The 23833-nt window shown below is 39.3% G+C and carries 19 protein-coding genes; 14 read left to right on the forward strand and 5 right to left on the reverse strand.

What is annotated here, in order from left to right:
* Positions 1-151: 151 nt before the first annotated feature.
* Positions 152-1216 (forward strand): serine hydrolase domain-containing protein, encoded by a 1065-nt coding sequence (locus tag ABVT42_RS02575; RefSeq protein ID WP_353873541.1) that lies wholly within the window; start codon positions 152-154, stop codon positions 1214-1216.
* Positions 1217-1340: 124 nt separating this feature from the next.
* Here ABVT42_RS02575 and ABVT42_RS02580 read toward each other — a convergent pair whose 3' ends face one another.
* Entirely contained in the window at positions 1341-3758 is a 2418-nt protein-coding gene (locus ABVT42_RS02580) for a M14 family zinc carboxypeptidase (protein WP_353873542.1), read from the reverse strand.
* Between the two features lie 472 nt (positions 3759-4230).
* Between ABVT42_RS02580 and ABVT42_RS02585 the strand changes: the two genes are divergently transcribed.
* The 4 genes from ABVT42_RS02585 (at position 4231) to ABVT42_RS02600 (ending at position 8757) form a co-directional block, all read left to right on the forward strand.
* Positions 4231-5346: a cysteine--tRNA ligase gene (locus ABVT42_RS02585; RefSeq protein WP_353873543.1), complete on the forward strand. Its 1116-nt coding sequence runs from the start codon at positions 4231-4233 to the stop codon at positions 5344-5346.
* A gap of 163 nt (positions 5347-5509) precedes the next feature.
* The gene (locus ABVT42_RS02590; RefSeq protein ID WP_353873544.1) at positions 5510-6013 is read left to right on the forward strand and encodes a hypothetical protein; all 504 of its coding nucleotides are present in this window, start codon (positions 5510-5512) and stop codon (positions 6011-6013) included.
* Positions 6014-6031: 18 nt separating this feature from the next.
* On the forward strand, positions 6032-6373 hold the full coding sequence (locus tag ABVT42_RS02595) for a hypothetical protein (RefSeq protein ID WP_353873545.1): 342 nt from the start codon (positions 6032-6034) through the stop codon (positions 6371-6373).
* A 323-nt stretch (positions 6374-6696) separates the two neighbouring features.
* Positions 6697-8757: a methyl-accepting chemotaxis protein gene (locus ABVT42_RS02600; protein ID WP_353873546.1), complete on the forward strand. Its 2061-nt coding sequence runs from the start codon at positions 6697-6699 to the stop codon at positions 8755-8757.
* 171 nt (positions 8758-8928) lie between these two features.
* Here ABVT42_RS02600 and ABVT42_RS02605 read toward each other — a convergent pair whose 3' ends face one another.
* The gene (locus ABVT42_RS02605) at positions 8929-9879 is read right to left on the reverse strand and encodes an MBL fold metallo-hydrolase (RefSeq protein WP_353873547.1); all 951 of its coding nucleotides are present in this window, start codon (positions 9877-9879) and stop codon (positions 8929-8931) included.
* 612 nt (positions 9880-10491) lie between these two features.
* On the opposite strand from ABVT42_RS02605, the gene ABVT42_RS02610 reads away from it, so the two are divergent.
* The 4 genes from ABVT42_RS02610 (at position 10492) to ABVT42_RS02625 (ending at position 15221) form a co-directional block, all read left to right on the forward strand.
* Complete coding sequence (locus tag ABVT42_RS02610) at positions 10492-10944, forward strand: DUF2314 domain-containing protein (protein WP_353873548.1); 453 nt, start codon at positions 10492-10494, stop codon at positions 10942-10944.
* A 269-nt stretch (positions 10945-11213) separates the two neighbouring features.
* Positions 11214-11732 carry a crossover junction endodeoxyribonuclease RuvC gene (gene ruvC, locus ABVT42_RS02615; RefSeq protein WP_353873549.1) on the forward strand — a complete coding sequence of 173 codons (519 nt, stop codon included), beginning with the start codon at positions 11214-11216 and terminating at the stop codon, positions 11730-11732.
* Positions 11733-11786: 54 nt separating this feature from the next.
* Positions 11787-12401 carry a Holliday junction branch migration protein RuvA gene (gene ruvA / locus ABVT42_RS02620; protein WP_353873550.1) on the forward strand — a complete coding sequence of 205 codons (615 nt, stop codon included), beginning with the start codon at positions 11787-11789 and terminating at the stop codon, positions 12399-12401.
* Positions 12402-12716: 315 nt separating this feature from the next.
* Positions 12717-15221, forward strand: a complete 2505-nt coding sequence (locus ABVT42_RS02625) for a cadherin-like domain-containing protein (protein ID WP_353873551.1) — start codon at positions 12717-12719, stop codon at positions 15219-15221.
* A 135-nt stretch (positions 15222-15356) separates the two neighbouring features.
* Here ABVT42_RS02625 and fghA read toward each other — a convergent pair whose 3' ends face one another.
* Positions 15357-16226, reverse strand: a complete 870-nt coding sequence (fghA, locus tag ABVT42_RS02630; RefSeq protein WP_353873552.1) for an S-formylglutathione hydrolase — start codon at positions 16224-16226, stop codon at positions 15357-15359.
* Positions 16227-16272: 46 nt separating this feature from the next.
* Entirely contained in the window at positions 16273-17385 is a 1113-nt protein-coding gene (locus ABVT42_RS02635) for an S-(hydroxymethyl)glutathione dehydrogenase/class III alcohol dehydrogenase (protein WP_353873553.1), read from the reverse strand.
* A gap of 346 nt (positions 17386-17731) precedes the next feature.
* On the opposite strand from ABVT42_RS02635, the gene ABVT42_RS02640 reads away from it, so the two are divergent.
* Positions 17732-18370 (forward strand): alpha/beta hydrolase, encoded by a 639-nt coding sequence (locus ABVT42_RS02640; RefSeq protein WP_353873554.1) that lies wholly within the window; start codon positions 17732-17734, stop codon positions 18368-18370.
* 60 nt (positions 18371-18430) lie between these two features.
* Complete coding sequence (zapE, locus tag ABVT42_RS02645; protein ID WP_353873555.1) at positions 18431-19522, forward strand: cell division protein ZapE; 1092 nt, start codon at positions 18431-18433, stop codon at positions 19520-19522.
* A 257-nt stretch (positions 19523-19779) separates the two neighbouring features.
* On the opposite strand, the gene ABVT42_RS02650 is transcribed toward zapE, so the two are convergent.
* Positions 19780-20115 carry an HU family DNA-binding protein gene (locus ABVT42_RS02650; RefSeq protein ID WP_353873556.1) on the reverse strand — a complete coding sequence of 112 codons (336 nt, stop codon included), beginning with the start codon at positions 20113-20115 and terminating at the stop codon, positions 19780-19782.
* Positions 20116-20436: 321 nt separating this feature from the next.
* On the opposite strand from ABVT42_RS02650, the gene rplM reads away from it, so the two are divergent.
* The 3 genes from rplM to ABVT42_RS02665 all read left to right on the forward strand — a co-directional run bounded on the left by rplM (position 20437) and on the right by ABVT42_RS02665 (position 23790).
* The gene (rplM, locus tag ABVT42_RS02655; RefSeq protein ID WP_353873557.1) at positions 20437-20865 is read left to right on the forward strand and encodes a 50S ribosomal protein L13; all 429 of its coding nucleotides are present in this window, start codon (positions 20437-20439) and stop codon (positions 20863-20865) included.
* A gap of 13 nt (positions 20866-20878) precedes the next feature.
* On the forward strand, positions 20879-21271 hold the full coding sequence (rpsI, locus tag ABVT42_RS02660) for a 30S ribosomal protein S9 (protein ID WP_353873558.1): 393 nt from the start codon (positions 20879-20881) through the stop codon (positions 21269-21271).
* 389 nt (positions 21272-21660) lie between these two features.
* On the forward strand, positions 21661-23790 hold the full coding sequence (locus ABVT42_RS02665) for a TonB-dependent receptor plug domain-containing protein (RefSeq protein ID WP_353873559.1): 2130 nt from the start codon (positions 21661-21663) through the stop codon (positions 23788-23790).
* Positions 23791-23833: the final 43 nt, after the last annotated feature.

Consider the following 23833-nt stretch of genomic DNA (forward strand, 5'->3'; position numbering starts at 1 on the left):
ACGTCCAACTTACCTGCTGCAAGCTGTGTCGTTAATTAATACAAATTAATACAAAGCTATACAATTTTTAAAATGACACTGACCGATGAATTATTTATGGTGTAGTGATGCGACGACCAGCAATTTTATCAATTTAATAAGGAGTAAAATTTTGCTTAATAAACTCAGCTTAAGCAGTTTGATAGCGACTATATTAACTGCTTTTCTTTTAGGATGTGGTAGCAGTCAAGTTAAAAATATTGTTGAGCGCTGTGTGCCAGTCTCACAAATAAGTGATAATGACTATACTAAAAAATTAAAAAATGAATGTTATTCTGGTAGCGTTCTAATAGCAAAAGATGGTGTTGTTATCTTTGAAGGCGGTTTTGGGTTGTTAAATCGTGAAAAAAATATTAAGAACAAAACTGAAACCGTTTATCGTATTGCTTCATTAACTAAACAATTAACGGCTGCCGCCATTATGATTTTACATGAAAGGCAATTACTCGATATTGATGAGCCTATCGGTACATACTTGGCAGATTATCCCAATGGGGACGTAATAACTGCTCGACATTTATTAAATCATACTGCAGGAATTCCAAACTATGACAAGATTCCTGCGATTTATGAAAATGTCAATACTGATATGACACCAGAGGTTTTGGTTGGACACTTTAAAGATTTACCACTGGAGTTTACGCCTGGCAGCCAGTTTGCTTACAGTAATTCAGGCTATAGCCTGTTGGGGTTATTAATTGAAACGGTATATGGCACAACTTACGCGCAGGCGATGGAGCAACTGATTTTTAATCCATTGAGTATGTATCACTCTGGATATGGGCCCTCGGATATTGTTGCTGCCGATCAAGCTGTTGGTTATATGCAAAATGGAAAAAAGCCACGTCGTATCAGTATGACAATACCTTATTCGGCTGGTGCATTGATTTCCAGTGTTGATGATTTGCATCGATGGGAGCGCTCTTTTTATAGCAACGCTTTACTTAGCGAAGCGAGTAAGGCTGAAATTTTTAAACCCGCCATTAATGGCTATGGTTTTGGCTGGATGACTCGTCAAAACCCAACTACTCATGCGCATAGCGGAGGAATTGAAGGTTTTTCTTCTTTTATCAAACGTTATCCTGAAGAGGGCGTTGTTGTCATATTGCTCTCAAATGTTGGAGGGTTGGAGCTTGGAATATTAGCACATGAGCTTTATCAAATTTACAGAAGTTAATGGCGGGTGAACCGGGAATTTTTGTCTGGCGAAGCCATAAAAAAAGCATGTGATATTTAAAGGGAAAAGAGGCTGAAACTATCAGCCTCTTTATGAGTAAATTGGGCTAACTTACCTGTTTTCGTTATTTACTTTTATTATCAAAAAATAATTTAACTCGATCAATATAACCAACATCACGATTTGCCTGATCAGTGACCTTTAGCTTCCAGGTTCCATTTGAATTAGTAAAGCCAACATTCACATTATAAGTTTGATTGATATTATCAGCACTACCTCCCGTACGATCATGTAAGTTGTAAACGCTATTGTCAGGTGCAATTAAATCAATCACTAAATCGCCAATGTAAGTGTGGATAACCTCAAGTTCAACCATGACTGTTCCTGAACTACCAGAACGCGTGACTTCAATTTCACTGACTGCGCCAGTCGGGTTATTATCGGGAATATCAACGTTATTGGTATTTTCAAACCCATCAGTTGGAGTCGAAGTGGTAAAAGTACCTGTTAATGAAGCATTGCTATAGGCACTATAACCGCGAACTAATACATGATAAGCCCCTGCTTGAATATTGGTAATATCACAAGTTTCATCGTTGCCACCTTTATAAGGACGACATTCCCAATCAGAGGTTGTTGGTTTGCTGCCATATTTAACATACATATCGGCATCACCACTGCCCCCACTCATCACAAATTTCAGTGAGGTTGCACCGGCGGGAACTTCCATGAAGTAATAGTCTTCGTCATCTCTGGCACCGCTTAAGTTCGATCGGGTTTGGCCATTCAGTAATTCATTCTCGGTTGGCTCAACTGTATCGGTAATTTCAACAAAAATGGCAGATACTGCGCCCCAGGTATTGTTGGCATCTTTTGCTCGCACATAAATAATATGGCGACCGTAAGCAAGGTTATCGGTATTAATGCTACCAGTTACTGATTCAGTTTTATTGTTAAAGCTACCATCCTGAGCACTTAAAGGCAGTGCGGTTGCGCCAGATTGCCAAGGTGGAGTATCAACATAATATTCAGCAGCCGTAATATTTTGAGTGGATTCAGTTCCATTGGATGAATTGAATCGAGTGTCGGTTGTCGAAGCGGTTAAAGTAGCACTCTCACCTTGAGGTAAGTAAACAATATCTGCCGTGTTGTTGATTTTTACGCTGGTAATATCAGGGCCGCCTGGGGTGATATAAGGTAGACGGGCAACTTTAGCGGCATATACCAATGCCTCAAGGTTATCGGGCAAAATGGTATTTTGGTAAGTTGAACAACTTTGGAAAAAACTGGTGCCTAACTCAAATGTATAAGCCGCAACCCCTAACTCACCGTAACTAACATCGTCACTGGTACCGTCGGTAGGGTATAAACCAATTGATTGCTGTGGTGTATAGCCATTGAAATAGGCAAACTTTCGTCCGAGAGTTTGTAACTGTGTGCCATTGGGTGCCTGCTGATTCGTATGTCCCCAAGGCCAAAGCACCAGTTCACTATAACTGTGAATATCGATATGTATACCGCTGGTATCACTGGGAGCCGCGTCATTTTGGCCAGGGCCACGTCGATCGGGGAATATTGAGCGAACATAACTTTGCATGGCTTGAATTTCTGGCTCAGAGCCTGCCGATGGTCCGCGATATGTGTCTGAACATTGGTTGCCGCTTGAACCTTGTCCGTTGGTAATATTCCAAGCAAAAGTAAAGTTTCGGTTTAGATCGGCACCTCGAGAGTTTGAAGTTGAGCCGCAATAGTTCTGATTGGTATTTTTTCGCCAGGACAGCCCGCTTTCTGCTTTTTTTCGGCCATCAGGATTGGTGTGTAGCATTAAATGAATTTCATGGTGATCGAGTAACCAGGTTGCGTCAGCATTACTACCATATCCATCAACCAGCCAGTTAGCAAAAGCCAGTGATAGTGGTGCAGTGGTATATTCACGAGCGTGAATGGCTGAGTTAACAAATAAAATAGGTTTTTCACCACTGGTCGATTGATTGGTTAATTGCAAAACTTTAATATCGTAACCGCCAAGGTTTTGAGTTTTGCGCCATGAGTTACCCACATCAACAAATTTTGCCAGGTTACTGTGATTAGCGACGATGCTATCTGCCGAACTAAATGTTTCCTCGACCGTTTCATAACAAGGATAGTTAGGAATTGCTTGCGTTGTCGCATCACTGTTTAATGCGTGTTGAAACTGCTGCTGTAGTTTATCCAAACGGCTGTTTCGGCGTTGAATAAATTCGGTGGCGGGTTGAATTTTATATCCAAAGGTTTTGATCTTTTCAATTTCTTCACTGCTTAACTCCAAAATTAAATAACCATCTTCCCAATTGGTTTCGTGCAGTTGTGAATGAAAAGTAATTGTGGTTTTTCGAGCAATATCTTTACTAGGAAAGTAGGCACGATAAATATTAGTGACTTCTTTTTCCAGTGCGTATTGCTCAAACGTATCGGCCAATTTGGGCAAATCGGCAAATGCGGGCATCATACAGGTGCCTAGTACCATCGTAGTTAGTAGTCTTAGTTTATTTCGTGTTTTCATTATTGTTCTCCGCGAGAGTTGTTTGAATTGCGAAATCCAACATTCAGTAAAAGCTTTATTTTCTTAATGCAAAAAGGACCAATGCATAAAGCAAATAAAATAACTGAACAGGTTAATCGCGGAATCTATCATAGTGATTGCAGCAAAGAATGCACTGTGAAAATTCTCGCTTTTTTCAAAAAGAGATATATTGACGTGTTCATAAAAATAAAAAATAGCAAATTAATCATATGATGGAAGTAAAATATGATGTAATAATTTTGAAGGTTTTAGAGTCAATGAAATTGTTTTATAAGCAGTTTTTTGACTGATGAATTTAAATGTTAAAAATATTTACATCAACTTTTGATAAACAATTAAATACTTATAAATTTGGTGTAAAGTCTTAGTTTTATTTTAGAATTACGTTTTAAAAACAAGATTTTTAAATTATTGAATATGAATTTATGGTGTTGTGAAATTGTATTAATGATTGGTTAAAATTTTTGATGATTTAAAGCTGTTAAATATTCAAGCGCCAACGACTATTTGTCGAGCAACAGAGCATATTCAGGAGCAAATTGACTATATTCGGGTTTTGGAACAAAAGGGATTTACCTATCGTACTGCTGATGGTATTTATTTTGATACGGCTCGCTTGGATGATTACGGGTATCTTGCTCGACTGAATATCGATGGATTAAAAGCTGGCGTGCGGGTTGAAATGAAAGATAAAAGGAACATTACAGATTTTGCTTTATGGAAGTTTACTTTAGACACGCCACGACAAATGAATTGGGAAAGCCCTTGGGGGTTAGGCTTCCCTGGATGGCATATTGAATGTTCTGCGATGGCCAAAAAATATTTAGGTGATCGGTTTGATATTCATTTAGGCGGTGAAGATCATATTGCGGTACATCATGCAAATGAAATTGCCCAGTCGCAAGCTTGTGTTTCTACTAATATGGCTAACTTTTGGATGCATGGTTATTTTTTGCAAATTGATAATCAGCGCGTTGCCAAGTCAGGCCGGTCGTTATTGCTCAGTGAATTAATCGAACGCGGATTTGAACCGCTGGCTTATCGCTATTTAACCTTAACGGCCCATTATCGGAGTCGATTGAATTTTACTTGGGAGTCATTACTGGCTGCGAGTAAAGCACTAAATCGCTTGCGCGCTTTTTTCTCTGAAACTCTTGTGCCAGGTGAGGTTGACAAAATGTTTCAACGAGAATTTTTGCTTCGAGTCAATGATGATTTAAATACACCACAAGCGCTCGCATTGATTTGGCAAATGGTACAAAGTGAGATGCCAAAATCTACGATACAAGCTAATCTAAATTATGCCGAACAGTTACTTGGATTATCACTCAGTGTATCATCAAACATTAATGCTAACGAAAATTCAATGACGATTGACTCAAATCAATCAAGCAGTAATGAGTCGAATATTCCTGCAGTATTAATACAACTTGCAAAGGAACGAAATACGGCTCGATTATCGGGAGATTGGTCATTAGCCGATAATTTAAGAGTAAAAATTGAAGCACAAGGGTATACCATTGAAGATTTAGCTGATGGTTATCGTTTGAGACGAAAAAGGTGTTAGCCTCACTGTTTTAATAATAAAAAGTGTAAAGTAACGAGCGTTTTAAAATAAAATGAAAAATTCAAATAATTTGCATTCAATCTGTCTTAGAATTAAAACGTAGTTGAACAATTATTTGTTAATTAGCTAGACAGTCGATAACAATATAAATAAGGAGAAATGAATGATGATAAGTCGTACTGCTCGATTCCCACTACTATTTTTTTATGTGCTTTTTTTAATTTCTGGTTGCGCAATTCAATTAGCACCTAACTATGACAAGTCGCTTTATGATGGCATTACTCAAAGTAATAATGATATCTTAACGCTCGTGGCACAGGTTGCCGATGGCACTTCATCGAGCGATTTCAAACAGCGCGAGTCAACTTACAATTCACTCATTGGGCGGATAGATGCACTGGCTCTTCAGTCTAATGCTCGTCCGGTACCTGATAGTAAAGTTATTGATAAAGTAAATAATTATTTGACCTCTCGCGGGATAGCAACGGTGACCTCTAGCGAGATTCCCAGTGCTACGGCGCTCAAAGAAATATCGAAAAATTTAACCAAAATGAAACAGACTGACCAGACAAGAGGGTTAGGTAAAAGTGTGGTAGCGATTTTTAAAAATGCGTTCATTATTTCAATGGATCAAGCCTTAACTTATGAAGCATTTTTAGAGCGCTAAAATTACAGGAGAACAAATATGTCGCTTGATGTAAATCAACTTATTATTGATATTAAACAGGCTGCTTCGGGGGTAATTAATCAAGATGTTACCGTGTTGCGTGGTTTTTCAGAGCGCCAGGTAAAAGCTTTGGCAAAACAGGCTGAACTGATTGCCAAAGGTATTGCCGCTGGTGAAATTGATGATGACCTGAAAGACTTTTTTCTGGACTCACTGGAAGATATGGCGCTTAACTTTGCAAAAACACTGCGCGGATTGGTCATGGTAACGGTTGAGAAAGTTTGGAATGCCGTTGTGAATGTATTGTGGAGTGCGATTGGAACTGCCACAGGAATCAACCTGACTGCGCCCAGTCAATAGTTATCCAATTGGTAGAAGTGACCGTGCCAGATTGGATGACTCAAATCAGGCAGGGTCAACTATTGGATGACCTGTTGGCTTAAATAAAATAATCGATAAGGTTGAGCATTAAACCGATTGATATTATGAGCAATTGAGACAGTAAAAACTGTGTTACTGGCGGTATTATCTATTTCAGTTATATATTTTAAACTTATAACCACTATCGGCTATTAATTCTAATAGCCTTGATTTTTATCAATAAATTGAGATTTTAAAGCGAGCACGGTTTAGCATAATCGCGGCTTTTGACTATACTCAAATTTTAAAATACGAAAGAAAAATTGGGTGGTTGGGCCGGAATGTTGTCAACATTACTCAAGCCAGGACTGGCATTATTTAATCGAATTAGTCTGGCTAAAAAGTTTATTTTTATTTTTGTACTGTATTTATTTCCGGTTGGTTATATTACCAACTATACGCTTTCTAAACATCTCAACGCAATTGATACCATTCGTGCTGAAAAGCAAAGCTTAGACCATATTACCGGATTAAAAACGTTACTGGTTAAGCTGGTCAATTTACGTTCTATTGAAAGCTTGCAGCGCAGTGGTCAAAATCGGCAAAGCGAAATTACTCGACTACGTACCGAGATCGTACAGCAAATCCGCCTGTTACAGCAATCTGGGTGGTTTGATAGTCGACAAAAGAAATCGGCACGTGTGATTTCGTCACAATTTACGACATTATTAAATAGTTGGGAGCAGTTTAATAGCACATCCGACCAAGCCAGAATAAGAGATGGCAAAGCGTTAGATCAAGTTATCATACAAGTGACAACATTAATGAAACTGGTGTTAGAGCAAAGTCCTTTATTGACGGATAGCGCTTCATATACGGCATTTTTAATTCGGGCTTATATTTATGATTTGACAGAATTGACTAATAAGGTGGGTCAGGTACAAAGTGTGGGTAGCAGCGTAAGTGCCCAAGGTAAGTTTACCCAAGATTCCTTTATTCAATTGTCGAATTATGTCGCACAATTAAAAGCGGCTCATCTGGATTTAATGCATACGATGCAAGCGGCGCTTGATGAATTTAGTGGTAATAACCTCGTTGCTCAATCAGTGGCACAAGTTGACCAGATAACACAGCAATTTCTACAGCGTACCGAGCAAGACTTGCTTATCCCTGAAATAATGAGTATTCAACAGAATACTTTCTTTCTTTTGGGAGAAAGTGTGTTGCAAGCTGCTGAATCACTGTCAATACAAACGGCCAAAGCACTAACCCTTGCATTGGAAGCAAGAGAAAAGCAAGTGGTCGTTGAAGTTTGGATGAATATTATTTCATCACTATTATTGGTCGGTAGTGCTGTCTATTTATTTTTATGTTTTTATCGAAATATTCATACCACTATTTCTCAAATTCGTTATGCGGTAAATCAGGTTGCAGAAGGCGATCTTACCGTTAATGTTGATATCAACTCTAAAGATGAAATGAGTATTATTGCTTTGCACATTAATAAGATGATTCAAAATACCAATGCTCTGGTTTTAAAAGTTATCAACGCGACAAATGAACTTGTTGCTACTGCTGAAAGTAATAATCAATCGGCTGCGAAAACAAGCGATACGATGAACCAACAAAATGTTGAAATTGGACAAGTTGCCAGTGCGACTGAAAAAATGTCAGCTACAGTCAGAGATGTTGCACAGTCGGTAGAAGAAACCGCGCGCTCAACCACCAGTGCTGACATTGACTCTAAAGCGGGTTTTCAAATTGTTGAAAAGACCATCGGGTCAATCAGCGAGTTGGCTTCTGAGTTATCGAGTGCCTCAAGTTCAATTAATGAATTGCAAGCAAGTGTTGAAGGTATTGGTTCGGTACTTGATGTAATTCAGGGAATTGCCGATCAAACTAATTTACTGGCACTCAATGCTGCCATTGAAGCGGCTCGGGCCGGTGAAAGTGGTCGAGGGTTTGCCGTTGTGGCTGATGAAGTGCGATCTTTAGCCAGTAAAACCCAAGAGTCAACAGAAGAAATCCGACTAATGATTAGTAACTTGCAGTCTTCAGCATCTTTGTCAGTTAATGCCATGACTAGTGGCAATGAAAAAAGTAATGAAACGGTAGAGAATGCGAGAAATGCTGGTGATGCTTTGCAAAAAATTTCTCGTTCAGTTGGGCAGATTAGTCGGATGACCGAACAAATTGCGCTCGCTGCTGCCGAGCAGCAAGCAGTTGCTGAACAAATCAATCAAAGTATTATGCGCGTGAAAGATATTTCTGAAGTAACCAATGATGCAGCTTCCGATTCTGCTAAAAACAGTCAGCTCATCAATGAAGTGGCTGTCAATTTAAAAGCGCTAGTTGCACGCTTTAAAACGCGTTCGCAAGTGTAATAACAAGTTAATAAAAAAAAACACCTGAATCTTGCAAGATTCAGGTGCGTGATGATTTGAGTCTGTTATTGGGCACTATGATTAGAATATGTACCATGATTAGAATATGCACCATGATTAGAATGTGCTCTATGATTTAAATGCAGCTTATGCCGCTAAATGTTTCATGAACTATTCAAAGTTTTCACAAATTTTAATGGTTTGCTGATAAACATTCGCAATCCACTTATTTTCTTTGACAAATACCGCATCTTGATTAAGGGCACTGAATTTTTGGGGCAAGCCCTGTTGTTGAATGCTGGAAAGTGACAAGCCTTTCGTTTTCGCTTGATTGATATAGCACACCGATTGTTTGAGCAGTGATATTCGCTGTTTAAATTGACTCATCGTGAAAGTTTCTGCGGGTTGGGGGGATATAGATGAATGCCCGGGAATGACTAAGGTGTCGGCTGGAAACTGAGCTGTCATATAGTCAAGATTGTTAAAGTACCCATTAATATCGCCTATATTTTTATCAATTATCGGGTAGCCATGAGTAAATAGATAATCCCCAACATAAAGTGCTTGCTCCGCACTGAAATAAAAAACTAAATCACCAGTTGTATGACCCTTTAAATAAGGCAGTTTAATCAATTGAATAAGATTGTTATTGATTTTTAATGTCGTTTGCCGTGAGACAAGCTGAGTATTTTTCAGCATCTCAGTCTCTGTTTTGAGGTCTGCATATTGTTCAGCTGATAAAAACAATTGTGTTGCTGGTTGAATAAAATCAGCCAGCTGTTCGGTATGATCGCGATGCAAATGAGAGATGCTGATATGGGTTACATTGCTTGCATTCAACTCATCTAACTGTGCTTTGATTAATGCGGTCGTGTGATTAAAATTTGGATCAATTAGTAGCGTATCTGATTTATCATGATAGACAAGAGTGTTGGTGTTTCCTTTTGCAGTGTTAACACGAAACACCCATAATTGCGGCGAAATTTTTAGCCGATCAATGCTCGCTTTTGAATTTTCAGTGGCGCTTGCATGAATGGTTATCAAAAATAAACTAGTGGACAGTCCTATTGATAAGGCGTGCTTTAAAACTTGCTTGATATTAAAAATCATTCGCTGCTTCATTAGTGCTCTCTTATTTAGCATAAAGTAAAACTAAAAAGACCTGCTGATTGATTAATTTCTTTCATATGGCTTTAAATTCAATCTTTTTAAAAAGTCAAGAAAGCAGGTCAGAAGAAATTATTTTTTAAAGTATTGGTTAGTTTCTTTCAATCATTTGGTGAAAAAATTGGTTATTAAATAATTGAAACATGATTAAATAATTAGAAAGTTGATAGCTTTTGGTGAATTTCTATATGTTTTATGTCGATTTTTTTAACTTAAATAGTTGAGTATTTTACTAAGTTAAAATTCGAAATACTAATTTCACAAAATCTTATATTGTAATTTTCAATCTCTTCCTAAAAAAAAAATTCAAAACCATTTGAAGAATATGGTTTTTGGTTTAAACTGTTAACTAATAAGCTAGAGTTTAATTCATTACAACAACAAGGAACCGATAATTTGATTTTAGAAACATTGATCATTTTATTGGTAATTGGAAATCTTTGGTTGCTGCTCCAATTAATACCGCTAAAATGCCATTCATCAACTGATTGCTCACTGAATTTTTGTTCAATAGCAAGTCGTGCTACAACTAAACTTGTTAAAACAAAACTTTCAGCAGATAAGCCGTTGCACTCTGTTAATCATGATCCTGACGTAGTGTTACTAAAAAATGCGACCAATCATGCGCAGCTAACATTGGCGCAGTTTCGTCAGTATTTTAAAAAGTATCCGGAAAGTGCACTAGTCAAAATAGCTGTAATTAATGATACTCAGACGATAGATCGAATTGTTGCTCACGTTGTAAAAATTGAGCAAAATAGTTTAACGGTTTTAATTGTTAATTCACCAGAAGTTAATGAAGCCTTTTATGTTGGCACAATGCAATTTTCACTCACACAAGTCGAAGATTGGCAGGTGGTTGATAAACAAGGACACGTTTATGGGGCTTATATTCAAAAAGCTATGCACTCAATTGGTCAAAAGCGTGGTATCGAGTTACCTTCTAATTACCGATATTTATGTCCATGCAATTGCTGTTGTAATTCTCCGGTAAAACCAATTAGTTCCGTCTTTACTTGATTGATTAAATCATTAGACGCCATCACTCTGGCGAACGTTGGTCTTTATTTATCACTGTTAATTAATTTTTAATTGTTGTGTATGACTTAAGCAGAGTGTCACAGCTTGTTTCATCGATGTATCAGTCGCTTTTTAAAGGAATATGTTATGATTAGCAGACGCTACACAACAAACATGATTCTGGGATTACTAGTGGCCTCGGTCAGCTTAATTGATCGTCAACGGTTATAATGATTTCCAAAATAAAGGTAAATAAGTAACATACTGATATGTCAATTATTTTAGGTATAGATCCCGGTTCGAGAGTAACTGGTTTTGGCGTAATCCGTATTAAGGGAAAGTCACTGGAGTATGTTGCCAGCGGTTGTATACGGGTCAAAGAGGGGATATTGTCGGATAGGCTTAACCAGATATTTGATGGTATTGCTCAGGTAATCCAGCATTACAAACCCGATGAAGCCGCTATTGAGCAGGTTTTTCTGGCGAAAAATGCGGACTCGGCGTTAAAATTGGGGCAGGCGAGGGGAGCCGCAATGGTTGCTATGGCACAACATGCGCTTGTGGTTGCCGAATACTCTGCTCGCCAAATTAAACAGTCGGTTGTTGGGAAAGGGGCGGCTGATAAGTCTCAAGTGCAACACATGGTCGTCAATTTATTAGGCTTAAATGCAACGCCTCAATCGGATGCTGCTGATGGTTTAGCCGTGGCAATTTGTCATGGACATGCTTTGCAAAATGCTTTGTTTAAGGCGGGAGCAACCCGCGTTGTACGTGGGCGATTACGCTAATATTTTCTTCAATCATTTTATCCATTTATTTTATTGTTAAATTAAGCGAAAGATATGATAGGTCGATTAACCGGAATCATTTTAGAAAAACAGCCACCGTATTTGCTGATTGATGTAAACGGCGTAGGTTATGAGTGTCAGGCACCTATGAATACATTTTATCATTTACCGGAAGATTCTAATCATTCCGTCGTATTGCACACACATTTGGCAATTAGTGAAAATGCGCATACCTTATTTGCTTTTTTCAGTATGGAAGAGCGTAAGTTGTTTCGTGAATTGATTAAAGTAAATGGTGTGGGACCCAAGCTTGCATTGGCCATTTTATCGGCCATGAATGTGGTTGAGTTTGTGCATCATATTCATCAGGAAGAAGCTAGTACATTGGTAAAAATTCCAGGTGTTGGCAAAAAGACTGCCGAAAGATTGATTATTGAAATGAAAGATCGGTTAAAAGACTGGCAAGTTCCACAAGATAATCGCTCTGTTGCAACTTCGACACCAGATAGTTTTACTGCTGGCGGGCAGGCGAATATTCAAGAAGCAATCAGTGGCTTAGTGGCATTAGGTTATAAGCCCGCGGAAGCCAGTAAAGCTATCAGTCGGCTCGACGATGACTCGTTACCAGCCGCAACGCTGATTCGCCTGGCTTTAAAAAATATGATGTAGCTGTTTTTGTCTGGTAACTTAGATTGTTGATGTCTTTGCGCTTGCGGTTGTTTACGATAAATTAAATAGTAATAGTACCGAACATACGTTGTTAAAATCCTACAAAAGCTTACCAATATAGACAATTCATGTATTTGTTTCCTATCAAATATCCTGTAATATCTCTTGGAGATATTTGGGGTAGTTTTCCACTATTTTGAGAATCAAATGCTAATCGAGCAAATTTGCTGGGTTATCAGGTTAATTTATGATAGTGGACGTTATGACAAAGCTGTCGCAAATTCTGTTTTCAATTTCGTATAAGAGAACAATATAATGAAATTAATAAAATGCTCTATCAATTCTGGGATTGCTGTTTTATCACTGGTTTTTCTACTTGCATGTGGCAGTGGCGGTAGCAATCCAGCGCCCTCCGGTAATGAAACGCCTACTGCTGTTAATGACTCTGCCAATGTTGCATTTCAAGGTAGTGTGACGATTGATGTGATCGCCAATGACTCTGATGCTGATGGTGATAGCTTGTCAATTGCCAGTATTACTCAGCCATCAGTTGGTACGGCAACTATTGAAAATGGTCAGATTGTTTATCAGGCCGTTGATGTTGCTGGTAAAGTTACTTTTACTTATCAAGTTTCTGACGGTACCGCGACTAGTGAATCGGCTACCGTTACTGTGACTGTTGCAAATAATCAACTGCCAGTGGCACAAAATGATAGCGCAACGATGAACTTAAATGAGTCGTTATTGATTGATGTTTTAGCCAATGACAATGATAGTGAAATGCATGACTTGACAATTCAAATTGAGCCATCATCTATCGAGGCATTGCAGGGAGTGGCAACGATTGAAGTAGTAGAAGGAAAAGTATTATTTGAGCCATTGCAAAGTGGTGAACTGACTTTTGAATACCGATTATTTGATGGTTATGATGTGGGAGAAAAAGCCCACGTCACTGTGAATGTCAGTGCAATCGATTTGGTATTAAAAGGACGTTTAAATCCTTTGGTTGGTCAGATTAGTGTGTATGCCGATAATGTTGACTCTGAAAAAACCGTTACATCTGATGGGGTAACAGATGCACAAGGATATTATTCGCTAAATGTAACCATTGATAATTTACAGAGTTTTGTCAGTTTAAGAGCCGCTAAAGCTGGAGAGCGCTTATATTATTTGTCACATGTTGGTTCAGCAAAAAAACTACTTGCGCTCAAAGATAACGACAATCAAATTAGTGTGGCTGATTATCCATTGCTTGAACTTTCTGCTATTTCAACGGCGACCACTGCGCTGATGAATTTGAACAAGCAACCAACAGACTCAATGACCGATACTTTAATGGAAAGCTTGAGAGAGTCTGTCGATGGCAAGTTAATGATGTTTTTGGCTTCGATGATTCAACAATATATTGATGGTAATGTGGGATTACCTGAAGGAATTAACACTTTGCCAAGCTTGCTGCACAATGCTTCAAAAATTGAGGCGTTTAGCTTTAGTCAATCTGATACTGAACATGAGCCAACAATTAATTTATTGCTTGAGTGGCTGGCAGTTGATCGCGAGTATGCCTGGTCAAATGGACGACAACACTTATATGCAAAAAATGATATTTACGCCGACGGTAATATTTCACCAATTGTTTATGAAAAAAATGCCAATGGAACGTTGCGTCTAACGACTGAGTTATCAGTACTTTCCGCTCAGTTAAATTATCATCGCACGATTGAAGTGGATCATTTATTAAATTGGGAGTTAAGTGAGAATAATCATTTGAGAATTAGTACTAGTGCACAATCTGATATATTGTTGCCAGAGAACTTAGAGTATGTTGCCGCTTGTGATGGTTATTACAATACCTATTTAACATTAACTCATATCGAAATTATTCCGGTTTATACCGGTGAAAGTATTGTTCAGTTTATTGTAAAGTATTCTGGAGATAATACTGCTGGTGAAAGTTTCGAAATGCCCTGCATGGGACTTGATGACTATGAATGGTCGCAAGCACAGTTAGTGACATTACCCAAAGAAAATTTTTCAATAGATGAAATTATTCAAAATGGTCGAGTGGCATTACGAATAGGCAAGGTTAATTCATCAGATGGTTACTCAATGAGTGCCTCAATAGTCGGTTTAAATACAGACGGAACAAGTTATATTGAATATAACCAATATAGTGGTCAGTGGAATCAGAAAGATTCAGGCGAATTAGTATTAACTACGGATAATAGCACTCAAGTGGAATATTTTCCGATCGGAAAAGATCGTTCTGCGGTGAGATTTAGCGCATTAGAAACTGATAACGAAGGAAATCGCCGCTTATTTGCAGGACTCATGATGAATGTAGATAAACAGCTGTCTCTTGGTAGTATTGAAGGACGCTATGAAGTTTTAGGTAATCGTGATTATCAGCAAGGGAGCGCCTATTCTTTTCAAAATAATGGTCTTGGCCAACAGGAAACTCAATATCCCGGCAGTGAGTGGCAGAGAATACCATTGTTGGGTGCCGATCTGAGTTATTTTAAATGGCAGCCCGACAGTTCTGGTTTAGGTTTAACGGCCGAATATTTAGCCAGTAGCGTTGCCGAAAATACCTATGAAAATAGAGCTAAAACAGGATGTTTGCCTGATGATTTAGAGTGTAGTGTTTGGCGTCAACGCAGTTTTCGAATTGTTGCTGTCGAAGGTGAGGTAGTTTACGCATTAATGAATGGAAAGCAAAATTTTTCTCTGTTTGGTGTGACAGGAACCGACATGTATTGGGGATATTTAGGGATGTTCAAAAAGACAGACTTTGTATTGCCTGAATTGACTTACGATTAATATTATCAAGTTTGTTTAAGTTAGTTTTATTTATGCGCATTATTCTTCTTTGTTATTTGATAATGCGCATTGATTTTATTGTCAGTAACAACAAATAGCGTTTGCGGTTGGCCAAATATTGATTGGGTTTAATATTTAATTTTTAGTATTTAAATTGGCCGCATGGTGAACAAAGTGATCTCTCATAAAACTACTGATAAAGTAGTAACTATGATCATAGCCGGGATGAACTCTTAAGGTTACCGGTTGATTTTTTTCCTCACAAGCTTGAGTAAATAATTCGGGCTTCAATTGCTCAGCTAAAAAATTATCACTGCCTCCCTGATCAATTAAAATGGCATGAGAACTACGGTGTCCATTATTAATTAGCGCAGTGGCGTCATATTGCTGCCAGCTTGTCTGTTCACTTCCTAAGTAACCACTAAACGCCTTTTGTCCCCACGGGCATTGCATTGGTGCGACAATTGGTGAAAATGCAGAGATTGATTGATATTGTTCGGGGTTTCTTAAACCAATTGTTAAAGCGCCATGCCCACCCATTGAGTGGCCAAAAATACCACAGCGTTTATGATCAACTGGAAAGTGTTGTTCAATTAACGGTGGTAATTCTTTAACAATATAGTCGTACATCTGATATTGAGCAGACCAAGGGGGTTGGGTTGCGTTAACATAAAATCCGGCACCACTGCCAAAATCATAACTGTCATGTTCACCAGGTAGCTCACTCCCTCTTGGGCTGGTATCAGGGCAAACGACGATAAAACCAAACTCATTGGCAAATTGTTGAAAGCCTGCTTTCGTTGTGACATTTTCTTGGGTACAGGTCAGTCCCGATAAATAGTAAAGTACCGGGAGTTGCTTAGATGTACTATCGCCTTCTGCACCTTGGGTGTGTGGCACATAAACACTAAGCTCCATTTCGCAGCGGGTTGTGCTGGCATTGTGCCGATAAACCCCTTGAGTGCCACCAAAAGATTTTTGTTCACTGATGGTTTGCCAATTCATTTGCAATTTAATTTCCGGTTAGTTAAAAGATAAAGCCTGATCAAGGTTAATCAAAGATAACAACACTTCGAATACTTTCTCCAGAGTGCATTAAGTCAAATGCTTTATTAATATCAGAAAGCGGCATGGTGTGAGTAATTAAGTCGTCAATATTAATTTTTCCCTGCATGTACCACTCAACAATTTTAGGGACATCGGTTCTGCCTTTTGCTCCACCAAATGCTGAACCCCGCCAGACTCGCCCGGTTACTAATTGAAAGGGACGAGTTGATATTTCTTTGCCCGCACCGGCAACGCCAATAATCGTGCTTTCTCCCCAACCCTTGTGACAACACTCTAGTGCATCACGCATAACATCAACATTCCCGATACATTCAAATGAGTGATCGGCGCCGCCCTTAGTTAAATCAACTAAGTAAGGAACCAAGTCACCTTCGACTTCTTTCGGATTGACAAAGTGAGTCATACCAAACTTTTCAGCAATTGCCTGTTTGTCAGGATTGGTATCAACACCCACGATCATATTGGCGCCAACCATGCGCGCCCCTTGAATCACGTTTAATCCAATACCACCAAGGCCAAATACGATAACGTTATCACCTGGTTTGACTCTCGCTGTATTAATGACCGCTCCAATACCTGTGGTTACGCCACAACCGATGTAACAAACTTTATCGAATGGCGCGTCAGGATGAATTTTCGCCAAAGCGATTTCGGGAACAACGGTAAAGTTTGAAAAAGTTGAGGTGCCCATGTAGTGATACACTTTTTCACCATTGATTGAAAAACGACTTGTGCCATCTGGCATGAGTCCTTGTCCTTGGGTAACACGAATTGCCTGGCATAAATTGGTTTTGCCAGATAAGCAGTATTCGCATTGTCGGCATTCTGGCGTATAGAGCGGAATGACATGATCACCTGGCTTTAATGACGTCACGCCAGCACCGACTTCGCGCACAATTCCAGCACCTTCATGACCGAGTATTGCAGGAAAGATGCCTTCAGGATCTGCACCAGATAAAGTGAATTCATCAGTATGGCAGACACCAGTAGCCTTAATTTCCACCAGACATTCTCCGGCCCGAGGCTCTGATAATCGAACCGTTTCAATGCTTAATGGTTTGCCTGCTTCAAAGGCGACGGCGGCTTTAGTTTCCATAAGATGATCCTTATACCTGCTTGTTGATTTTGTTGGACGTGCGGCAGACCGCATTTCAGTTTCATTATTTTGCCCGATATTGTGCAGTTTCAGTGGGTTAATTGCAACAAATTGACCGAATATCCATTGCTGATAATAGGTACTTAAATAGCTATAGTTGCTTGGAGATTATTAGCAATATACGTCATTTAAATTGATTCTGAGATAAGGGTGGTTCTTGTAGGCTAATAATGAGAAAATAGCCGCCCAATTAAGCGCTCATAAAGAAATTATTCTGCGCCTCATTTGAATGATTTTTCGTTATGGGTGGCGACACAGGCAAAAAAACTGACAGGCAAATAGTGTAATGCGAGTTTTATCACAGGCTGTAAATTTTAATGGGCCAGCAGGAAATATACAGGGCGTTTTAGACACTGCTGAAACCAATTTAAGAAGTGATTATATTTCGGTTAACTGTCACCCCCACTCATTGCATGGTGGCAGTATGACTAACAAAGTTATTCATACCGTTTCACGCAGCTTTGCCGGATTTGGCATTCCCAGTTTACGCTTTAACTTTCGGGGAGTTGGGCAAAGTGAAGGCGAATATGATGAAGGTGTTGGCGAGCAGTCTGATCTTCAAGCGGCTGTCAATTGGATGCAAACCCAATATCCCGACGCTCAACTTTTACTCAGTGGTTTTTCTTTTGGATCGTTTGTGTCTGCTTTAGCGGCTCATCAGCTTGCCCCTGCCTTTTTATTAAGCGTTGCGCCACCGGTTATGCGATTCGATTTTTCAACATTCCAACAACCTGACTGTGATTGGCAGGTAATCATGGGTACAGCCGATGAACTCGTTGATTATGCAAGTGTAGAAACTTGGGTTAATTCGTTTGCTACTCCGCCTGGGTTGACACCAATGAACGATGCCAGCCATTTCTTTCATGGTCGTTTGGTTGAGTTAAGAGAAATTGTTGAAAACCTGGTGAAACCACATGTTATCTAATTGGCCGTAATCGTTTTAATGCATGACACTTCGATAAATCCATAACGACTAGCTAAATCCATGACCCCATTAGAAAAATATCAACAAGATATGGCTTCAGGCAATTATACGCCCGATGATGCCCAGGCACATGCTGTCATGTTACTGGATGATTTGTATTTTCGATTAGTGAGTCGCATGCAAAAGCGTGGAATCTGGCAGCAAATCAGTGCGCAATTTCGTAAAACTAAAACCCCAGAAAAAGGCTTATATTTTTGGGGTGGGGTTGGTCGTGGTAAAACTTATTTAATGGATATGTTTTACGACCAGCTACCAGTTGAAAATAAAATGCGATTGCATTTTCATCGCTTTATGCATCAGCTACATGAGCAGTTAAATCAACATAAAGGACAACGCGATCCGCTGCTGGTTATTGCCGACGACATAGCGACAAAAACACAGGTTATTTGTTTTGATGAATTTTTTGTCAGTGACATCACCGATGCCATGTTACTGGGTGGCTTGTTTCAAGCATTGTTTAATCGTGGTGTTACTTTAGTTGCTACCAGCAATATTCCGCCAGAGCGTTTATACTGGAATGGCTTACAACGCGATCGATTTTTACCGGCAATCAAACTTATTGAGCAATTTACAATGGTTGTTAATATTGACAGCGGTATTGATTATCGACTGCGTACGCTCGAACAGGCTGATATTTTTCACTACCCTCACGATCAACAGGCGTTTGCCAATCTGCATAGCAGCTTTAATTTGCTGGCAACTGAAGAAATGCCAGTCGGCTCTGAAATTGAAGTCGAACATCGTTTGATTAAAACAGTTCGCTGCGCGGCGGGGGTTGTGTGGTTTAATTTTAAAGAGATATGCGAAACGGCGCGAAGCCACAATGACTATATTGAATTATCTCGCTGTTATAATACTGTGATTGTCAGTGAAATTCCGCAAATGTCTGCCAAAGACGATTCGGCCGCGCGTAGGTTTATTAGTCTGGTCGATGAGTTTTATGAACGCCATGTAAAGCTGATGATGACGGCGGCCGTACCACTAGATGAGTTGTATCAAGGTAAACAGTTAGCGTTTGAATTTAAACGGACTTTAAGTCGGTTACAGGAAATGCAGTCAACTGAATATTTAGCCAAAGAGCATCTGGCATAATTTCGTTCTCTGTATTGATTTCTTGGTTGCAAGTTGTCTTGACGATAAAACTTCAGCTTGAGCACTTTCTATTGCGCTATGTCTACGTCTCACTCTATTGACTATTGAGCATATGTCTATGCGCTGCTAGAAAGCTTTGGCGTGTATGCTAAACCTTTATTTGAATAATCGTTCAGCTTGGCTTGTATGACTGATTTGGGCCTTTAATTAATATGATTATAAATCAAAGGCCTCAAGGCATGGAGCAAATTGCGAAATTAAGATGCCATGTCTTTCATTTTCTTTAATGGACGAATTTTTACCTGAACAGAAGCTGGTTTTGCTTTAAAAACAGTTTCTTCGCCAGTAAATGGGTTAATACCTTTTCGCGCTTTTGTGGCTTTTTTCTTAACGGTGACGATTTTCATCAGGCCCGGCAATACAAATTCTCCACAACCGCGTTTTGCAATATGGCGTTCAATCAAATCAGATAATCCGTCTAATACTGCGCCTACTTCCTTTTTATTTAAGTTAGTTGACTCGGCAAGTTCGTTTAGGATTTGAGTTTTGGTATATCGTTCTTTGATGGTTTTTGGTTTTTTTGCAGTAGCCATAACAGTTCCTGAAAAGTTAAAATTAAATGGTAAACAGATAAGTGAAAGCTGGATCAAAGCTTGATTATAGATGTATTACACTTAACTGTAGTGCTTTTTAACTTAGAAATAGCGCGAAATAAAGCATTATTTTTAAATTTTTATAATTGGACCGTTATTTTTAGAAGAAATATCCAACATTTAAGCTAAATTTGAAGCACCTCTTCGTTTTTAAGTAAAATTAGACTTGTATCATAGTCTTCATTTCTGTAAAATTCGCGCTCTTTTTTAATTGTATGATTAATTAGCAGGCATAAGCAAAGCCGTTGATTGGAGCTAATAATGAGAACTTTTAGTGCAAAACCAGAAACTGTCAAGCGTGATTGGTACGTGGTTGATGCTTCTGGCAAAACTCTTGGCCGTTTAGCCACAGAGATTGCTCGTCGCTTACGTGGCAAGCATAAAGCAGAATTTACCCCGCATGTTGATACCGGCGACTATATTGTTGTAGTTAACGCTGAAAAAATTGCTGTAACTGGTAATAAAGAAGCGGTTAAAACCTATTATCACCATACGGGTTATCCTGGCGGAATCAAAGGTATTACGCTAGATAAGTTAAGACAAAAAGCACCTGAGCGCATTTTACACAATGCGGTTAGCGGTATGATTCCAAAGAATCCACTTGGACGTGCCTGCTTACGTAAATTAAAGATTTTTGTTGGTCCTGAGCACACGCACCAAGCCCAACAACCTAAAGAACTAAATATTTAATTGGTGAATTATAATGTCAGATACTCAATATTATGGAACAGGTCGTCGTAAAAGCTCAACTGCTCGAGTTTTTCTTCGCCCAGGTAAAGGCGACGTTATTGTTAACCAAAAGCCTTTAGATGAATATTTTGGTCGTGAGACCTCTCGAATGGTTGTTCGTCAGCCACTTGAGTTGACTGAAACGGTTGAAAAATTTGATGCCTACATCACTGTTAAAGGTGGTGGTGACACTGGTCAAGCTGGTGCTATTCGTTTAGGCATTACTCGTGCTCTGATGGAATATGATGGCGAAATGCGTCCTACTTTACGTCGTGCTGGCTTCGTGACTCGTGATGCGAGAGAAGTTGAGCGTAAGAAAGTTGGTCTGCATAAAGCTCGTAAACGTCCTCAGTTCTCGAAACGTTAATATTCACAATGCTGTAGTTGTAGCATTGTTGGCTTTGCTTGAAAAAAGCGCTTTCTCTTTGAAGAAGGCGCTTTTTTTCGTGTTTGCCCGATTTTAAAAGATCATTTCTTTAGCATGAGATTCATTTCTTGCTAGTCATATCAACAATCGTCATTTGTTTTTTATAGCTTAAAACTATGAAAAATAAAATAAATACGTTGAATTTACCTGCCTGCGCTATTTTTATCTATATTTAATTAGGGGATTCCAGTACTTGGCGGGATTAGCCATAGGCTTTGTTGAAAATTCATAAGTGATGCGGTAATGCTGGTGTTCAGGGGTAGCTGTTAATGCTAACTGCCGTTTTACCGAACTGGCCTCACATAACATAACTAAATGTAAAATTGACTGTGCAGATTAACTCAATAAAATCCGGCTTTTTACAAATTCTGATTGCAATATGTCTGTTTGGATATTCTTTCTTATCAGTTGCGTCGACTCATTTTCCTGATCTAATCGGGTTGTCTTTGGAAGAGTTGTTAAAAATTAAGGTTAGTGTTGCTAATCGTCATCCCACTCCAGTTCGACAGGCCGCTTCATCGGTTACTATCTTTACCGCAGAGCAAATTCAATCATATGGATTGCAAACACTTGAAGAATTATTGGCATTAGTTCCAGGTGTGCAAATGAACCGCTCAGAAAATGGTGGTGGCGGATTTTCTGCCAGCTTTCGAGGTCGGCGAGCAGATAATGGTGCTAATCGAGATATTTTAGTACTCATTGATGGGGCTCGATTGAATGAACCTGTTGAAGGTGGTGCAATGGAGCAAGAGCGTCAAATTTCATTATTTAATGCACAACGGGTAGAGGTGATTCGAGGACCTGGCTCCACGTTATATGGCGCTAATGCTTTTTTGGGCGTCGTTAATATTATTACTAATAAAGAAGAAAATAAATTGACCCTTCAAGGGGGAAATTTATCTGCTAAAGGGGCTGCTTTTCAAACGCACTTTCATTGGAAAAAACTGCAAGTTGCACTTGCTGGCGAATACTATGCAGATAATGGCGATCACTTTCCTGCCTTTTACGAATTTTGGGGAGTTAAAGAAGATACGCAAGATCCAGCATTACGCAAAGATATTCAGCTTAATATTGACTATCAAAAAGCTTCGCTATTATTTCGGCGCAATGAGCGCGAGTATCGAGATTTTGTTTCCCAAGGTGCGCAGCTAAATGGCTTGCAAAAACAATTAAAAGAAAACCAACTGTTACGTTTAGCTTATTCATTCGAGTGGGACGACGTAGTTGATGAGAAAGAAAATCGGTTGAATATTTTTGCCGAAAGCCAATGGGGGGTATCAGACTATTTAACCGGATTATTTCCTGAGAACCCTCAACCACCAATTGACCCTGCTAGTGGACTTTATTGGACTGATGGTTCATTAGATGCGTTAGTGGGCGGTAATTATCGTGAAATTCGCCAACATCGAATTGGTATCGATGGTGTTGAATGGTTGAATCAACAGCATTTAATTAATTATGGTTTTAGCGTGCGCAAAGAATCTATCAGTCGTAACCCATTTCAGGGAAACTGGGATGCCCAGCGCTTATATACAACCGGCGAATATGTCCCGTCTCCTCCCGAACAATTTATTCAAAAGGGATTTTGGCTCAATGGTGAAAGGTATGATTTGTTTTCTCCGGAGTCGCGTCGAGTATGGGGGGCTTACCTGCAAGATAGTTGGCATGTTAATGATCAGGTTCAATTAACGGCCGGTGTACGACTGGATGATTACGAAGAGTTCAGCTCGAATTTAAGTTTTAGAGGAGGGGTGATTTACCAGTTTAATCAACATTACTGGAAGTTGCTTTTAGGCGAAGCTTTTCGTGCTCCAACTTTTATTGAATCAAAGGCTGGAATTGCTTCAGGCGGAATTGCCAATCCCGCACTGCGTCCTGAAAATGTGACAACCTCAGAGCTTATATGGGGGGTCGAGAAGGTCAACTGGAGTAGTCAAATCACATTATTTAAAAATCACTTTTCAGAAGTAGTTGTCCCTGTTTGGGTGGATGATATTGTGCCAGGAATTACGGCTTTTCAACCTCAAAATTTAGGTAGCGACAGTAATATGGGCATTGAGTTTGAATGGCGCTGGCAAGTGAATGAAAAATTCCAGCTAAATATTATTGGCGATCGATTAGTTGAGCGGCTCGATTCGTTTCAACCGGTTGCTGATAGTCGTTTGGCTGCCACCTTAATGTATGATTTGGATGCCTGGAAGTTTTCTGGTATCACTCGCTATGTGGGCAAAGTTTCTTCCCGATTGGCAGATAATGGACAGACTGCAATTAAGTTAAGTGATTATTGGTTAACTGACTTAACTACCCTGTGGCAGGTTAATTCCAACATGTTACTTTCCTTTGATTTAAGCAACCTGTTTGATGAAAAAACACAGCACTACACAGCACAGTCAGGACTCGAACAAGGATTACCTGGGAGAGGACGAGAGTTTTTGCTGAAAGCTGAATATCGTTTTTAACAGGTAGCTTGTCGATACTCAGCTTGCATCAGATGGTGTTGTT

It is taken from the genome of Aliikangiella maris, assembly GCF_040719265.1.
Classification (GTDB): Bacteria; Pseudomonadota; Gammaproteobacteria; order Enterobacterales; family Kangiellaceae; genus Aliikangiella; species Aliikangiella maris.

Excerpts from the sequence above, each read along its gene's own strand:
- ABVT42_RS02595 (WP_353873545.1), top strand. The coding sequence starts at position 6,032 with ATGTCGCTTGATGTAAATCAACTTATTATTGATATTAAACAGGCTGCT.
- rpsI (WP_353873558.1), top strand. The coding sequence starts at position 20,879 with ATGTCAGATACTCAATATTATGGAACAGGTCGTCGTAAAAGCTCAACT.
- rplM (WP_353873557.1), top strand. The coding sequence starts at position 20,437 with ATGAGAACTTTTAGTGCAAAACCAGAAACTGTCAAGCGTGATTGGTAC.
- ABVT42_RS02650 (WP_353873556.1), bottom strand. The coding sequence starts at position 20,115 with ATGGCTACTGCAAAAAAACCAAAAACCATCAAAGAACGATATACCAAA.
- ABVT42_RS02635 (WP_353873553.1), bottom strand. The coding sequence starts at position 17,385 with ATGGAAACTAAAGCCGCCGTCGCCTTTGAAGCAGGCAAACCATTAAGC.
- fghA (WP_353873552.1), bottom strand. The coding sequence starts at position 16,226 with ATGAATTGGCAAACCATCAGTGAACAAAAATCTTTTGGTGGCACTCAA.
- ruvA (WP_353873550.1), top strand. The coding sequence starts at position 11,787 with ATGATAGGTCGATTAACCGGAATCATTTTAGAAAAACAGCCACCGTAT.
- ABVT42_RS02580 (WP_353873542.1), bottom strand. The coding sequence starts at position 3,758 with ATGAAAACACGAAATAAACTAAGACTACTAACTACGATGGTACTAGGC.
- ABVT42_RS02605 (WP_353873547.1), bottom strand. The coding sequence starts at position 9,879 with ATGAAGCAGCGAATGATTTTTAATATCAAGCAAGTTTTAAAGCACGCC.
- ABVT42_RS02590 (WP_353873544.1), top strand. The coding sequence starts at position 5,510 with ATGATGATAAGTCGTACTGCTCGATTCCCACTACTATTTTTTTATGTG.
- zapE (WP_353873555.1), top strand. The coding sequence starts at position 18,431 with ATGACCCCATTAGAAAAATATCAACAAGATATGGCTTCAGGCAATTAT.
- ABVT42_RS02625 (WP_353873551.1), top strand. The coding sequence starts at position 12,717 with ATGAAATTAATAAAATGCTCTATCAATTCTGGGATTGCTGTTTTATCA.
- ABVT42_RS02640 (WP_353873554.1), top strand. The coding sequence starts at position 17,732 with ATGCGAGTTTTATCACAGGCTGTAAATTTTAATGGGCCAGCAGGAAAT.
- ruvC (WP_353873549.1), top strand. The coding sequence starts at position 11,214 with ATGTCAATTATTTTAGGTATAGATCCCGGTTCGAGAGTAACTGGTTTT.